13 protein-coding genes and 1 tRNA gene are annotated in these 13,221 nt (G+C 69.9%); 13 read left to right on the plus strand and 1 reads right to left on the minus strand.

Annotation, left to right across the window (positions count from 1 at the left end):
- The 8 genes from VKH46_08835 to VKH46_08870 all read left to right on the plus strand — a co-directional run.
- A partial coding sequence (locus VKH46_08835; GenBank protein HKB70935.1) for a DUF3473 domain-containing protein occupies positions 1-507 on the plus strand: 507 nt, incomplete at its 5' end.
- Positions 504-1,427, plus strand: coding sequence for an ACP S-malonyltransferase (locus tag VKH46_08840; GenBank protein ID HKB70936.1), 924 nt, complete (start codon positions 504-506; stop codon positions 1,425-1,427). The genes VKH46_08835 and VKH46_08840, both read left to right, overlap by 4 nt.
- A gap of 43 nt (positions 1,428-1,470) precedes the next feature.
- Positions 1,471-2,208 carry a 3-oxoacyl-ACP reductase family protein gene (locus VKH46_08845; protein HKB70937.1) on the plus strand — a complete coding sequence of 246 codons (738 nt, stop codon included), beginning with the start codon at positions 1,471-1,473 and terminating at the stop codon, positions 2,206-2,208.
- Between the two features lie 624 nt (positions 2,209-2,832).
- On the plus strand, positions 2,833-3,093 hold the full coding sequence (locus VKH46_08850; GenBank protein ID HKB70938.1) for a phosphopantetheine-binding protein: 261 nt from the start codon (positions 2,833-2,835) through the stop codon (positions 3,091-3,093).
- Between the two features lie 9 nt (positions 3,094-3,102).
- Complete coding sequence (locus VKH46_08855) at positions 3,103-3,534, plus strand: hypothetical protein (GenBank protein HKB70939.1); 432 nt, start codon at positions 3,103-3,105, stop codon at positions 3,532-3,534.
- Positions 3,531-4,181: a PilZ domain-containing protein gene (locus VKH46_08860; protein HKB70940.1), complete on the plus strand. Its 651-nt coding sequence runs from the start codon at positions 3,531-3,533 to the stop codon at positions 4,179-4,181. Before VKH46_08855 ends, VKH46_08860 begins: the two co-directional genes overlap by 4 nt.
- On the plus strand, positions 4,178-4,435 hold the full coding sequence (locus VKH46_08865) for a hypothetical protein (protein HKB70941.1): 258 nt from the start codon (positions 4,178-4,180) through the stop codon (positions 4,433-4,435). The genes VKH46_08860 and VKH46_08865 overlap by 4 nt, the downstream gene beginning before the upstream one ends.
- Before the next feature lie 135 nt (positions 4,436-4,570).
- The gene (locus VKH46_08870; protein HKB70942.1) at positions 4,571-4,969 is read left to right on the plus strand and encodes a response regulator; all 399 of its coding nucleotides are present in this window, start codon (positions 4,571-4,573) and stop codon (positions 4,967-4,969) included.
- A gap of 357 nt (positions 4,970-5,326) precedes the next feature.
- Here VKH46_08870 and VKH46_08875 read toward each other — a convergent pair.
- A tRNA-Leu gene (locus VKH46_08875) sits at positions 5,327-5,412 on the minus strand.
- A 73-nt stretch (positions 5,413-5,485) separates the two neighbouring features.
- On the opposite strand from VKH46_08875, the gene rnr reads away from it, so the two are divergent.
- The 5 genes from rnr to VKH46_08900 all read left to right on the plus strand — a co-directional run bounded on the left by rnr (position 5,486) and on the right by VKH46_08900 (position 13,006).
- Positions 5,486-7,726: a ribonuclease R gene (gene rnr, locus VKH46_08880; protein ID HKB70943.1), complete on the plus strand. Its 2,241-nt coding sequence runs from the start codon at positions 5,486-5,488 to the stop codon at positions 7,724-7,726.
- Positions 7,723-9,294 carry a ribosome biogenesis GTPase Der gene (gene der / locus VKH46_08885; GenBank protein HKB70944.1) on the plus strand — a complete coding sequence of 524 codons (1,572 nt, stop codon included), beginning with the start codon at positions 7,723-7,725 and terminating at the stop codon, positions 9,292-9,294. The genes rnr and der overlap by 4 nt, the downstream gene beginning before the upstream one ends.
- A 5-nt stretch (positions 9,295-9,299) precedes the next feature.
- Complete coding sequence (locus tag VKH46_08890; GenBank protein HKB70945.1) at positions 9,300-9,710, plus strand: MerR family transcriptional regulator; 411 nt, start codon at positions 9,300-9,302, stop codon at positions 9,708-9,710.
- A 202-nt stretch (positions 9,711-9,912) separates the two neighbouring features.
- Positions 9,913-12,519: a protein kinase gene (locus tag VKH46_08895; protein ID HKB70946.1), complete on the plus strand. Its 2,607-nt coding sequence runs from the start codon at positions 9,913-9,915 to the stop codon at positions 12,517-12,519.
- 220 nt (positions 12,520-12,739) lie between these two features.
- Positions 12,740-13,006, plus strand: a complete 267-nt coding sequence (locus VKH46_08900; GenBank protein ID HKB70947.1) for an RNA-binding protein — start codon at positions 12,740-12,742, stop codon at positions 13,004-13,006.
- Positions 13,007-13,221 lie beyond the last annotated feature (215 nt).

A 13,221-nucleotide genomic window follows, 5' to 3' on the forward strand; every position in this document is an offset into this window, starting at 1 on the left:
CGCGCGCTCCTCGAGGACCTCGCGGGAGCGGCGATCGCGGGTTTCCGCGCGCCGGAATGGTCCGTGCGCGGCATCGACGATCCGTCGCTCGCGGCGATCGCGGAGGCCGGATTTCGGTACGACGCTTCCGTCACGCGGATCCCGCTCCTCGGCCGGCCCGGCAATCCCGCGGGACCGGTCGTCGTCGAGACCCGGAGCGGGAAGATCCTCGAGTTCCCCCCGCTCACGGGGCGCGGATGGGGCCAGACGGTCCATTTCGGCGGCGGGTGGGCGTTTCGCCAACTCCGGTGGAGCCGGCTGATGGCCCAGGCCGACCGTTTCCGGGAGGAAGGCGCCCCCGCGGTCTTCACGTTCCACCCCTGGGAGCTCGACCCGGAGCCGCCGCCGCTTCCCGGCTCTTCGGCCCTCCTGCGGCTCACGCGTTGCGCGCACCGGCGGAGGCTGTCCGGCCGCCTCGACCGGCTGCTCGCGTCGCGGCCGCTCGTGCCGTTCGGAGACCTCCTGTGAGCGCCTGGCTCTTCTCGGGGCAGCTCTCGGAGCACGCCGGGATGGGAGCCGACCTCCTCGCGGCATCCGCGCAGGCGCGGGCGCTCCTCGCGCGCGCCTCCGGGCGCATCGGGTTCGACCTCGGCCGGGCGCTCTCGGACCCGGCCGAAATCGGCGAGAACCGGGCGGCGCAGCCGGGCGTGTTCCTCGTTTCGGTGCTCGCGGCCGACGAGCTCGCGCGACGCGGCGTCGCGCCCGACGCGATCGCGGGGTATTCGCTCGGCAACTACGCGGCGCTCGTCGCGGCCGGGGCCGTCTCGTTCGACGACGCGCTCGACGTGCTGCTCGCGGTCACGGAGACCGTCGAGCGCCTGGGGATCGGCGGCGCGATGGGAGCGGTGATCGGCGTCGGCGTCCCCGCGGCCGAAGAGGTCTGCGCGGCGCTTCGTGCGGCCGGCGATCCGGTCTGGATCGGCAACGTCAACGCCGCGACGCAGCTCGTCCTCACCGGCTCCGGCCGGGGCATCGACCGGGCGCTCGCGGAGCTCTCGCCGCGCGCGCTCAAGGTGATCCGGCTTCCGATGACCTGGCCGATCCACAGCCCGCTGATGGAGCCGGTCGCCGACGCCGTGCGGACCGTCGTCGCCGGCTGCGCGTCGATCGCGGCGCCGCGGGTCCCGCTGTACGCGGGGCACCGCGCGGCGCGGATCGAGGCCGCGGAGGACGTCGCCGATCTCCTCGCGCGCCAGATCGCGCTCCCTTCGCGCTGGAAGGAGACGGTCGAGAGGATGTTCGCCGACGGCCACCGCGACTTCCTGGAGGTCGGGCCCGGGGAAACCCTCTCCCGGATGCTCCGCTGGATCGTCCGCGAGGGCCGCTGCCGCCCCGCGGGAACCCTCGCCGCGATCGAAGGGATCGCGCGCGAGAGAGAGGCGAAGTAGGCCGGCGGGTTCGCGCGAGCCGAAAGACTGCTAAATTCGGCCTATGCCGACCAAGACGGCCGTCGTATCCGGAGGCTCCCGCGGGATCGGCGCCGCGATCGCGCGGCGCCTCGCGCGCGACGGCGCACGCGTCGTGATCACCTGCAAGGACGACTTCGAGAACGCCGATCAGGTCGTGGCGGAGATCGCCGCGCAGCGGGGGGAGGCATTCTCGCTTCCCGGAGACGTCACGAAGAACGAGGAGGTCGCCGAGCTCGCCGCGCGCGTGGAGCGCGACTGGGGCGGCTGCGACATCCTCGTCAACAACGCGGGGATCATCAAGGACGTGCTCTTCGCTTTCATGCGCGAGGAGGACTGGGACCGCGTCGTCGAGACGTCGCTGAAAGGCACGTACCGGATGTGCAAGGCGTTCGTCCGGAAGATGATGCACAAGAACTGGGGGCGGATCGTCAACATCGTCTCCGACAGCGGCATCTCCGGCCAGATGGGGCAGACGAACTACTCCGCCGCCAAGGGCGGAGTGATGTCCTTCACGAAGTCGCTCGCGCGCGAGGTCGGCGGCCGGAACATCACCGTCAACGCCGTCGCTCCGGGGATCATCGAGACCGACATGATTCGCGACCTCTCGCCGGAGATCCTCGCCGACTACCTGAAGCTGATCCCCGCGAAGCGCTACGGATCGCCCGAAGAGGTCGCCGCCGTCGTCGCGTTCCTCGCGTCGCCCGAGGCGTCGTATGTCTCCGGGCAGATATGGCAGGTCGACGGCGGCCTTTTGATGTAGCCAGCGCGGCGATGCATCCGCCTTCGCCGAGGCTACGGCGCGACAAGGTCGAGCCGGGCGGGCGCGTGCCGCCGGCCGTCGCCACGACGTACGCTCGTCGGTACGCCTTAGGCGCCGGCCGGCGACCCGCATCCCGCCGGGCTCGCGCCTCGCCGCGCTTTCGGGTGGGTCTGAACTGAGCGAGCTTCTTCCCGCATCGACGCCGGCGGGCGCGGCGATACGCGCCGTTATACGCGTCCGTCGGGCCGGCCGTCCGCACGACGTACGCTCGTCGGTACGCCTTAGCGGCCGGCCGGCCCGCCGAACGCGTCTTCCAGCACGTCTCGCCGCGCCTCGTGGCTGAACCAACGGAATAGACAGTCCCGTGATCTTCCGTGGGCGAGCGCGGCGATACGCGCCGTTATACGCGTCCGTCGGGCCGGCCGTCCGCACGACGTACGCTCGTCGGTACGCCTTAGCGGCCGGCCGGCCCGCCGAACGCGCCGATCGCCGCGCACGCCCGTGCGCGAGCTACCGAGGCGAGGAGGTCCGCGATCTGGAAGGCCGGCGCGTTCCAGCGCGCAAGCGCGGGCGCGACCGGCCGACGGCGTGATCGCGTATAATTTCGCCCGGGAAGGAAAATCCATGAACGACACGGAGCTGAAGACCCGCGTGAAGGATCTGATCGTCCGCCGTTTGAAGCTGGACATCGAGCCCGCGTCGATCGAGGACGGGGCGCCGCTCTTCGGGGAGGGGCTCGGCCTCGACTCCATCGACGCGCTGGAGCTCGTCCTCGGGATCGAGCAGGAATTCGGAGTGAAGGTCGCCGACGAGGAAGTCGGCGTGAAGGCGTTTTCGTCGGTCGACTCTCTGGCCGGTTTCATCAAAGAGAAGTCGGCGGCTTAGCCGGGAGCGATGATTCCGGAGCTTCCGCACCGATACCCCTTCCGTTTCGTCGACACGGTGCTCGAGGCGCGCGATGAGACGTTCTCGCGCGGCCGCGTCTCCATGACCGTCTCGGCCGGCCAGCGGGCGTGCTCGGGGGAGGCGTGGGCGATGCCCTTCCTCCTCGCCGAGGCGATCGCCCAGGCGGCGCTGCTGCTCGAGGGAGGGGACGCGGAGATCGGCCGCACGGGGTTCCTCGCCGGGATCGACGGGTTCGCGGTCGATCGCCTCCCGGTCCCGGGGGAACGGCTCTCGGTCGACGTCTCGCTCGTCGCCCGGTACGGGCCGATCGTGAAATTCTTCGGCTCGATCCACGGCGACGAGAGCCGGGTCGCGTCCGGAGAGATCGTCGTCCGTCGTGGCGGTGAGCCGCGCCCGTCCGGCCGCGAGGCGCGGGCGTGAAGCGGGTCGCCCTCGTCGGTCCCGGAGCGGCGAGGCTCCTCCCGGATCTCCGCGCCGGCGGATTCGACCCGGAGGCGATCTCGGCGCTCGACTTCGAGCCCGATCGCGCCGGCAAGTTCGACCTCTTCATCCTCTCTCCGTTCCGCGAGGACGGCCTCCCCCTGTACGACCGGTTCCGCGAGATCATCGGGCCGCGCCGGGTCGCGATCGTCCTCCTCCTCGACCCGGATGCCGAGGAGTTCCCGGAATCCTTCCTCGCCGGCATCAACGACGTGGTCTTCCCTTCGACTCCGCCCGACGTCATGCTCGAGACGTTCCGCCGGCAGATCTCCGTCCCGCGGCGGCGCGACGCGTCGACCCTCGCGCGCGTGCGAAAGGCGGGGAGCGGGTCGCCCGCGCATCTCGGAAGCGCCGTGAACGTCTCGCGGACGGGGGTCCTGATCGAGGTCCAGCAGGAGTTTTCCGTCGGAGACGAGATCGAGATCGAGTTCTTCCTGGCCGACGACCCGGAGCCGATCGCGGCGTCCGCGGTCGTCCGGCGCGCCGCGTTCGACTCCGAGCGCTTGCGCCGCAACTACGGCCTGTCGTTTGCGAAGATGCCGGAGCCGGCCCGCGAGCGGCTCTTCCGCTTCTGCGAGGGGGCATGAGCGAGGAAACCATCTACACGTGCACGTACGAACCGCCGCACCGTCTGCGCCTCGACGCGAGGACCGCGACGCCGCGCGGCGTCACGATCCGTCTTTCCGACGCGGACGACCGCCGCAAGCCGCCGCGCGAGATCTTCGTGACGAAATCCGAGCTCGCGATGGGCTACGACCCGATCTACAAAGCCTGCTTTCTGTGCGTCGACCGGGGGCGCAAGGAGAAAGCATTCGCGATTCCGGCGTCGGATCTCGAATAGAATCGCCCCGCGGCGCGCAATCTTGCCTTTGTGTTCGGCGCCGTCAATCGAGAGCGCGCACAAGTCCTTGATTTCAAAGGAAAAGCGATTTCCCGCGGCGGGTCATTGGCCTCGAATTTGCTTGGGGGACGCTCAATGGAACTGAACCCGGTCGGAAATGCAGGGGTCCGGCGGCCGAAGAAGACCGTCCTCGTGGTGGAGGACGATCCCGATTCCCGCGAAGTCTTCGGCGAGCTCCTGCGAGGCCAGGGACACCGCGTCGTCGCGGTCGGCAGCGGCGCCGCCGCCATGGCCTATCTCCGCGCGCAGGAGCGCCCGTCGGTGATCCTCCTCGACATGCTCATGCCGGAGATGGACGGCTGGCAGTTTCGGCGCGCCCAGCAGGCGGACCCGGAGCTCGCCTCGATCCCGGTCGTCGTCGTCTCGGCCTTGAAGGCCGTCGAGAACAGCGCGAAGCGCTTCGGGGCGGTCGCGTTCCTCGGAAAGCCCGTCGCTCCCGAAGACCTCATCGGCACGATCGCGAAGATCGCCTGAGGGCGCGCGGTCAGTTCGCCGAAGCTTCGGCGGACTCGCGTCCGGCCGGGACCGCCCGCGCGCCGCAGACGGGGCATCGCGCCTGCGGCGCCGCCGCCATCGAAAATCGGTCGAAGCGGGAAAGGACACACGACCGGTTCCGGCACCTGTACTCCGCGAACCCGAAAAAGCCTTTCTGCCGAGCGACAGCCGAAGTTCTCTGGTCTCTCTGCATCATCCGTGTTGCCACCGTTTTCATTTTGTTCTCTCGTCCCGCTTTTCTCGGGGCTCGGCCCGTTACCGATCGAATTGCAGAGTCCGTGCCAGACCGCTGAAAACGCGGCGGCCGCGAAAAACGAGGAAATTTGGAAGAATCGTTGGTGCGAAAGGGGGGACTTGAACCCCCACGGTTATTCACCACAGGCTTCTGAGACCTGCGCGTCTGCCAGTTCCGCCACTTTCGCAGGGCGGATGATTCTATCAGGGCGGCAACGCCGGGAAAAGTCGGCTGCCGCGCCCCAATGTAGACTCGGGCCGATGTTGCCGACCGAATCGCAAGTCCTCGAAAAATTGAGACAGAAGGGGAGCCGCGTGCTCTCGTTCGCCCAGCTCGCCGGCGCGCTCGCCGTCCCCGAGGAAGAGGAAGAGGCATTCCGCGCGCGCCTCGACGTGCTGGAGCGGCAGGGGAAAGTCGCCCGGGTCCGGGGCGAGAAGTACTCCGCGATCGAGCACACCGGCTTCGTCGCCGGGAAGATCTCGATCCGGGCCGAAGGCTTCGGCTTCGTCCTCTCCCCCGAGCTCCACGGCGAGGATCTCTACATCCCGCGCCGGGGGCTCGGCGGGGCCCTCGACGGCGACCTCGTCCTCGCCCGGGAGCAGGAGAGGAAGCCCGCGAAGCAGCGCGGTCCGCGCCGCATGGCGGACCGGGTCTCCGGCACGGTGATCAAGATCCTCGAGCGTGCGCGCGACCGGATCGTGGGGCAGTACGACGCCGCCGAGGGCCGGTCCGTCGTTCGTCCCTACAACCCGAGGATGGCGACCGAGGTCCGTGTGCCGAAGGACGCCGCGGGAGACGCGGTCGATTCGGAGATCGTCGTCGCGAAGTTCACGTCCTACCCGGACGACCGCCGCATCGCGCGCGGCGAGATCGTCGAGCGGCTCGGCTTCCTCGGCGAGCCCGGCGTCGACATCGAGATCGTCATCCGCTCGCACGACCTCCCGAGCCGCTTCCCGAACGAGGTGGAGGCGGAAGCGAACGCGTTTTCGGAGTCGATCGACCCCGCGGATCTGACCGGCCGCCACGACTTCCGCCACCACACGATCGTGACGATCGACGGCGAGACCGCGAAGGACTTCGACGACGCCGTCGAGGTCGACAAGACCGCCGACGGCTATCGGCTGGGCGTTCACATCGCGGACGTCTCGCATTACGTCGAGGAGGGGACGCGCCTCGACGCGGAGGGGCGCTGGCGCGGCACGTCGGTCTACTTTCCCGGCCGGGTCGTCCCGATGCTCCCGGAGCGGCTCTCGAACGGCCTCTGTTCGCTGAACCCCCGGGTGGACCGCTTCACGCTGTCGGTCGGGATCGATTTCGACGCGGCCGGGCGCGTGAAGCAGACCGTGTTCACGAAAGGGGTGATCTGCAGCGCCGCGCGGATGACCTACACCGAGGTCGCCCGCCTCCTCGAGCATCCGGCTCCCGACGACGAGCGCCATTACGGGGGGCTCGTGAAGAGCTTCCGCGTGATGCGCGAGCTCGCGACGGTCCTTCGGAAGCGCCGCGAGGCGCGCGGTTCGATCGACTTCGACCTGCCGTCGGCCGCCGTGATGCTCGACGACGAGGGATACGTGATCGGCATCCGGCCCGAGTCGCGCAACGTCGCGCACACGATCATCGAGGAGTTCATGCTCGCGGCCAACGAGGCCGTGGCGAAGCACCTCTTCTTCGCGAAGGAGCCGGCGATCTACCGGGTTCACGACCGCCCCGATCCCGACAAGCTCGTCGACCTGCGCGAGACGCTCGAGACGTTCGGTTACGAGCTCAAGGGGAACCTCGAGGAAGTCCCGCCCGCCGCGTTCCAGAAGCTCCTCAAGCAGATCGAGGGAAAGCCGGAAGAGCGGTTCCTGACCGATCTCCTCCTCCGGTCGCAGCGCAAGGCCGTCTATTCGGCCGAATGCCGGGGCCACTATGCGCTGGCGGCGCCGTACTATGGCCACTTCACTTCGCCGATCCGCCGTTATCCGGATCTCATCGTCCACCGCGCGCTCACGCGGCTGCTGGCCTCGCGCCGGCCGTTCCCCGCCGACGAGCTCGAGCTCCGCTCCAACGCCTACGAGGAGCTCGGGCGCGAGTCCTCCGAGCGCGAGCGGCGGGCGGAGACCGCGGAGCGCGAGTCGCTCCTCTGGAAGAAGATCGTCTTCCTGCGCGACAAGATCGGGCGCTCCTTCGACGCGTATGTCTCGGGAGTCGCGGCCTTCGGCGTGTTCGTGACGCTCTCGGAATACCTCGTCGAGGGGCTCGTGCCGGTCTCGACCCTGTCCGACGACTTCTACGTGTACGAGGAGAAGGGGCACCGGCTGCGCGGCCGCTCGAGCGGGAAGATCTACCGCCTGGGGGACGCGATCCGCGTCCAGCTCGTCGCGATCGACGAGGTGCAGCGTCGCGTCGATTTCCGGCCGGAGGGGGAGCGCCGGGAGGGCGCTCCCCGCCGTCCGCCGGAGCGGCCCGCCCGGCGCGCGCCGGAGCCGGCGCCGCGCCGCCCGCCGGAGCAGGGATGAGCTTCCGAGTGGCCGTCGTGGGGCGGCCCAACGTCGGAAAGTCCGCTCTCTTCAACCGCCTGCTCGGGAGGCGCCGCTCGCTCGTCCACGACCTGCCCGGCATGACGCGCGACGTCATCGAGGAGGAAGTGTCGCTCCCGGACGGCCGCCGCTTCGTCGTCGTCGACACCGGCGGCTTCGACCCGTCGGACCGCGAGGCGATCCCGGCCGCCGTGCGCAAGCGCGCGCTCGAGGAGATCGGGCGGGCGGACTTCGTGCTCCTCGTCGTCGACGCCTCGGCGGGCGTTCTTCCCGGCGACCGGGAAGCCGCGCGCGTCGTGCGCCAGGCGGGGAAGGATTGCGTCGTTCTCGCCAACAAGATCGACCGCCGCGAGGGGCGTGAAGGGGAGCCGGAGGCCTACGCGCTCGGGTTCTCGGAGGTGATCGGCGTGTCGGCCGAGCACAACCTCGGGATCGACGAGCTCCTGGACTCGGTCGCCGTCCGCCTCGGCGCCGGCGCACAGGACGAACCCGAGCCTTCGCGCGAAATTGCCGTCGCGATCATCGGCCGGCCCAACGTCGGAAAGTCGTCGCTCTTGAACGCCCTCGTCGGATTCGAGCGCGCGATCGTCTCGGAAGTCGCGGGCACGACGCGCGACTCCCTCGACGCGCGGGTCGAGATCGGCGGGCGCGCGTTCCGCATCGTCGACACGGCCGGGATCCGGCGGAAGGGGAAGACCGAGCAGGGGCCGGAAGTGCTCTCGGTCGTCGCAGCGCGCAAGCGCCTCGACCGGTGCGACGTCGCGCTCGTCGTCTTCGACGCGGCGGAGGGGCCGACCTCCCAGGACTCGACCGTCGCCTCCTACGCGATCGAGAAGGGGAAGGGGATCGTCCTCGTCGCGAACAAGTGGGACCTCGCCGGCTCCGGCAGGATCGCGGAGGAGTTCCGGCGCGACGTGTACGACAAGTTCCCGTTCGCGCGGTTCGCTCCGATCCTCCTCGTCTCCGCAAAGACCGGCCGCGGGGTCGCGAAGCTCCCGGCCGAGATCGCGCGGATCGCGGCCAACCGCGAACGCCGGATTCCGACCTCGGTCTTGAACGAGTTCATCTCCCGGGAGACGAAGAATCGCACGTCGAAGGGCGCCTCGGGACGGACGCTCAAGATCTTCTACGCCTCGCAGACCGGGACCTCTCCGCCGTCGTTCTCGCTCGTCGCCTCCCGCGCCGAAAGCCTCTACTTTTCCGACGCGCGGCGCCTCGAGAATGCCCTCCGGAAGACCGCCGACTTCGAGGGCACGCCGATCGAGTTCAAGGTGTCGGCGAGACGCCAGACGGACGCTTCGGCGAGACGCCAGACGGATGCCACGGCGAGACGCCAGACGGACGCTTCGGCCAGACGCCAGACGGATGCCACGGCGCGCCGCCCGAGCGGCGACGGTGGTCTCCGGCACGGCGGCGACTCCGCGGAGCGGCACGGCGGGGACGCGGCACGCCGCCGCGTCCGGGCGAAGAGCCGCGGCCCGGGCGGCGGTTCTGCGTCCCGGAAGAGCGGCGGTCCGCGGAATCGCGGCAAACGCGGGTTAAAATAGCCGCGATGCCCGACCCCGCTCCCCGGAAGGACGCCTGGAAGACGGCCGAGGTCTGCAAGACGGCCGACGTCGCCCCCTACGTCCTCAAGTACTGGCTGACGGAATTTCCGGTTCTCTCGGCCGACAAGGACAAGGGACCGAACCGCCTCTTCACCGCGCGCGAGGTCGACATCATCTCCCGCATCCGGCAGCTCCTCTACGACGAGGGGTTCACGATCGCCGGCGCGAAGAAGAAGATCGACGCCGAGATCTCCGCCGGGAACTTCGACGGCGGAACGGCGAAGAAGAAGTCGGCGGCACCCCCGGCCCCCGCGCCGTCCGCCGCTCCGCGCGCCGCCGCTCCCGCCAACCCGGCGGCGGATCCGAAGAGGATCGCGCGCGAGCTGCGCGAGATCCTGAAGATGCTCAAGTCCTGACGACCCCGCCGGCGGCGGCGTCGGCCGCGAATCGCGAGTGGCGAGTCGAAAGTCCGGGGGCGAAAGCGGGAAGTTGCCGAGTCGCCGGGGCGCGGGCTCGAAGTCGAGCGGCGGATTTCTTCGTCATCGCGAGCACACCGAAGCGATCTCCCTCGGTTCTCCGCTGTATCCTTTTCGGTAACTTGACCAGCAGGGCTGTCTCATGACGTTCGCCCCAGGCGTCAAGCTCGGCCCTTACGAGATCCTGTCTCCGCTCGGAGCCGGCGGCATGGGGGAGGTCTACCGGGCGCGCGACACGCGCCTCGGGCGCGAGGTCGCGATCAAGGTCCTCCCGGAGAGCTTCGCGAGAGACGAGGATCGGCTGCTGCGTTTCGAACGCGAAGCCCGGGCCGCGTCCGCCCTGAACGACCCGCACATCGTCACCGTGTACGACGTCGGCCGCGAAGGGGAGACGCCGTTCTTCGTGTGCGAGCTCGTCGAAGGGAGCGATCTTCGGGCGCGCCTGGACGCCGGGCCTCTTGCGGCCCGCAAGGCGCTCGAGCTGGCCGCGCCGATCGCGTCGGGACTGGCCGCCGCGCACGAGAAGGGCATCGTCCACCGGGATCTGAAGCCCGAGAACGTGCTCATCACGAAGGCCGGCGTCCCGAAGATCTCCGACTTCGGCCTCGCGAAGCTGACGGAGCCGGCCGAGGGCGCGCAGTCGCAGATGCCGACGTCCGACGGCCATCGGACTTCCGCCGGCGTCGTGATGGGGACGGTCAGCTACATGTCGCCCGAGCAGGCGCGCGGCGCCGCGGTGGACTACCGCTCCGACCAGTTCTCGTTCGGCTCGATCCTTTACGAGATGCTCGCCGGGGCACCGGCGTTCCAGAAGGCGAGCTCGCCCGAGACCCTCGCGGCGATCATCCAGGAGGACCCCCCGCCGATCGCGGAGAAGGCGCCGGGCGTTCCGACCCCGCTCGCCTGGATCATCGAGCGGTGCCTGGCGAAGGCGCCGGAAGACCGCTACGTCTCGACCCGCGACCTCGCCCGCGATCTCGACGCCGTCCGGCAGCACCTTTCGGTCCCGGCATCGGCCGAAACCCGGGGAGCGCCGCCCGTCCCCCGCTCGCGGGGGCGAAGCGGCATCGCGAGGCTCGGGCTTCCCGCCGCCGCGCTCCTGCTCGGTTTCGCCGCCGCGTTCCTCGCGCTCCGCCGTCCGGCCGGCCGGGAATGGCCGGAGTTCCGGCGTCTGACGTTCCGACGCGGAACGGTCACCGCCGCGCGCTTTGCGCCCGACGGGCAGACGGTCGTCTATTCGGCCCAGTGGGAGGGCGCGCCGGCCGCGCTCTTCACGGTGCGGCCGGCCGCCGCGGAATCGGCCCCGATCGCCGCGGACGACGCCGCCCTGCTCGCGGTCTCGTCGTCGGAAGAGCTCGCCGTGAAGCTCCATTCGCACCTCTGGGCGGGGCAGCTCCACGGGACGCTCGCGCGGCTGCCGCTCGGCGGCGGCACTCCCCGCGAGGTCATGGAGAACGTCGCGATCGCCGACTGGAGCCCCGACGGGAGCACGCTCGCCGTGGGGCGACTCTTTTCGGGCGTGCGTTGGCGGATCGAATACCCGCCGGGAAAGAGCTTCTACGAAACGAGCCGCGGCCGCGGCGGCATTCTCGGCCTGAGGTTCTCGCCCGACGGCAAGACCTTCGCGGTCTGCCTGGGCGGCGTCCCCGGCCTTCCGCACACGATCGCGCGAATCGACTCTGCGGGAAAGATGCGGACGCTCGTCGAGGGCGCGTCGATCGGGAGAAACGTCGCCTGGAGCGCGAACGGGAAAGAGATCTGGTATTCGGCCGACGACGCCGGAGGGTCGAGCGGTCTCTGGGCGGTCGGTGACACCGGCAAGCCGCGGCTCGCCCTCCGTCACGCGGGATCGCTCGACCTCCAGGACGTGTCGCGGTCCGGAGCGATCCTCGTGACGGTCGCGCATCCGCAGAACAGCGTCATGGCGCTCGCGCCCGGAGACCCGCTCGAGCGCGACCTCGCGTGGCTCGAGGGGACCTCCGTGATCGACGTGTCCGCGGACGGCCGGACGTTCCTGCTGAACGAGAGGGGGACCGGCGGCGGCCCGGCCGGAGCCTTCTATCTCCGCAAGAACGACGGGTCGCCGGCGGTTCGCCTCGGTGAAGGTCTCGCGTTCGCGTTGTCGCCCGACGGAAAGTGGGTGGTCGCCCACCCTCCGAATCTGCCCAACCATCTCGTGCTCGTGCCGACGGGGCCCGGAGAGGCGCGGACCGTCCCGCTTCCCATGGAAGGAGGACAGGCCTGGTTCGTCCCGGGCGGCCGGCTGCTCGTGAGCGGCGTCCTCCCGGGCGGGCAGACCAAGCTCTTCACCGTCGACCTCGGCGGTAAGGGCTACCGATCCGTCGCTCCGGACGGCTGGGACACCTTCATCGGAGAGATGCCGCTTTCGCCGGACGGGAAGTGGGTAGCCGCGCAGGCCGGAGAACAGAGGCGGGTCGACCTGCGGCTCTTCCCGATCGACGGCGGAGCACCGAAGGCCGTGCCCGGCTTCGAGCCGGACGACGTGACGGCTCGATGGGCCGACGACGGGCGCTCCCTCTTCGTGTTCAAGCGCGACCAGCTCCCGGCGCGCGTCGTGCGCCTCGACGTCGAGACGGGGGAGAGGAAGCCCTGGCTCGAGCTGATGCCGGCGGACACGGCGGGCGTCTCCCGAATCGCGACCCTGGTCCTCACGCCCGACGGTAAGTCGTACGCGTACAACGTCCGCCGCGACCTCTCGGATCTCTATCTCGTCCGCGGCTTGAAATAGCCTCGCCGCGGCGACCTTCCGTCCTCGCCGCCCTTCCCCGGATCGGTGATATGCTGACTTCGTTCTCGTTTCGCTCGCCTTTGGTCCCGCTTTCGCTCTTCGAGCTTCGCGGTCCGAGCCCCGAACGAACAATCAGCGAGAGGGCCCGCACGCGTCGGCGAGTGCGGCGCCAGACATCATCGCCGTCAATCTTCGCCAGACAGGCGCAGAAGGGTCAATCATGAAGGTTTACGTGGGCAATCTCTCTCCGGAATCGACCGAACAGCAGCTTCGCGATCTCGTCGCGCCGTTCGGCAAGGTCGACAGCGTGGCGCTCGTCATGGACAAGGCCACCGGCAAGGCGAAGGGCTTCGGTTTCGTCGAGTTCGGAACGGACTCCGAAGGAGCCGCCGCGATTGCCGGCCTGAACGGGAAGGAAGTCGGAGGCAAGGCCTTGACCGTCAACGAGGCGCGCTCCAAGGGCGCCCCGGCGCCCGCCGCGCACTGAGCATCGGGAGAGTCTCGAACGGGCGGGCCATCGGGCCCGCCCTTTTTTTGTCTCGAGTTCCGGCCGCGCCCGGAACGTTCAGAGCTTCCAAGTCGCGATGAACGCGGGCGCGTTGGACAGCGCGTCGGCCAGGCCGTGGAGGGCGACGATGAGGAGCCAGTTGCGCGTGCGCATCCAGAGAATGCCGAAGACGATCCCCCCCAGTGCCATGGTCG

The organism is Thermoanaerobaculia bacterium, from assembly GCA_035260525.1.
In the GTDB taxonomy this organism is placed as follows: Bacteria; Acidobacteriota; Thermoanaerobaculia; order UBA5066; family DATFVB01; genus DATFVB01.

Bases quoted from the DNA above. Each gene is read 5' to 3' on its own strand.
- VKH46_08845 (HKB70937.1), top strand. From the start codon at position 1,471: ATGCCGACCAAGACGGCCGTCGTATCCGGAGGCTCCCGCGGGATCGGC.
- VKH46_08850 (HKB70938.1), top strand. From the start codon at position 2,833: ATGAACGACACGGAGCTGAAGACCCGCGTGAAGGATCTGATCGTCCGC.
- VKH46_08855 (HKB70939.1), top strand. From the start codon at position 3,103: ATGATTCCGGAGCTTCCGCACCGATACCCCTTCCGTTTCGTCGACACG.
- VKH46_08865 (HKB70941.1), top strand. From the start codon at position 4,178: ATGAGCGAGGAAACCATCTACACGTGCACGTACGAACCGCCGCACCGT.
- VKH46_08870 (HKB70942.1), top strand. From the start codon at position 4,571: ATGGAACTGAACCCGGTCGGAAATGCAGGGGTCCGGCGGCCGAAGAAG.
- rnr (HKB70943.1), top strand. From the start codon at position 5,486: ATGTTGCCGACCGAATCGCAAGTCCTCGAAAAATTGAGACAGAAGGGG.
- der (HKB70944.1), top strand. From the start codon at position 7,723: ATGAGCTTCCGAGTGGCCGTCGTGGGGCGGCCCAACGTCGGAAAGTCC.
- VKH46_08890 (HKB70945.1), top strand. From the start codon at position 9,300: ATGCCCGACCCCGCTCCCCGGAAGGACGCCTGGAAGACGGCCGAGGTC.
- VKH46_08895 (HKB70946.1), top strand. From the start codon at position 9,913: ATGACGTTCGCCCCAGGCGTCAAGCTCGGCCCTTACGAGATCCTGTCT.
- VKH46_08900 (HKB70947.1), top strand. From the start codon at position 12,740: ATGAAGGTTTACGTGGGCAATCTCTCTCCGGAATCGACCGAACAGCAG.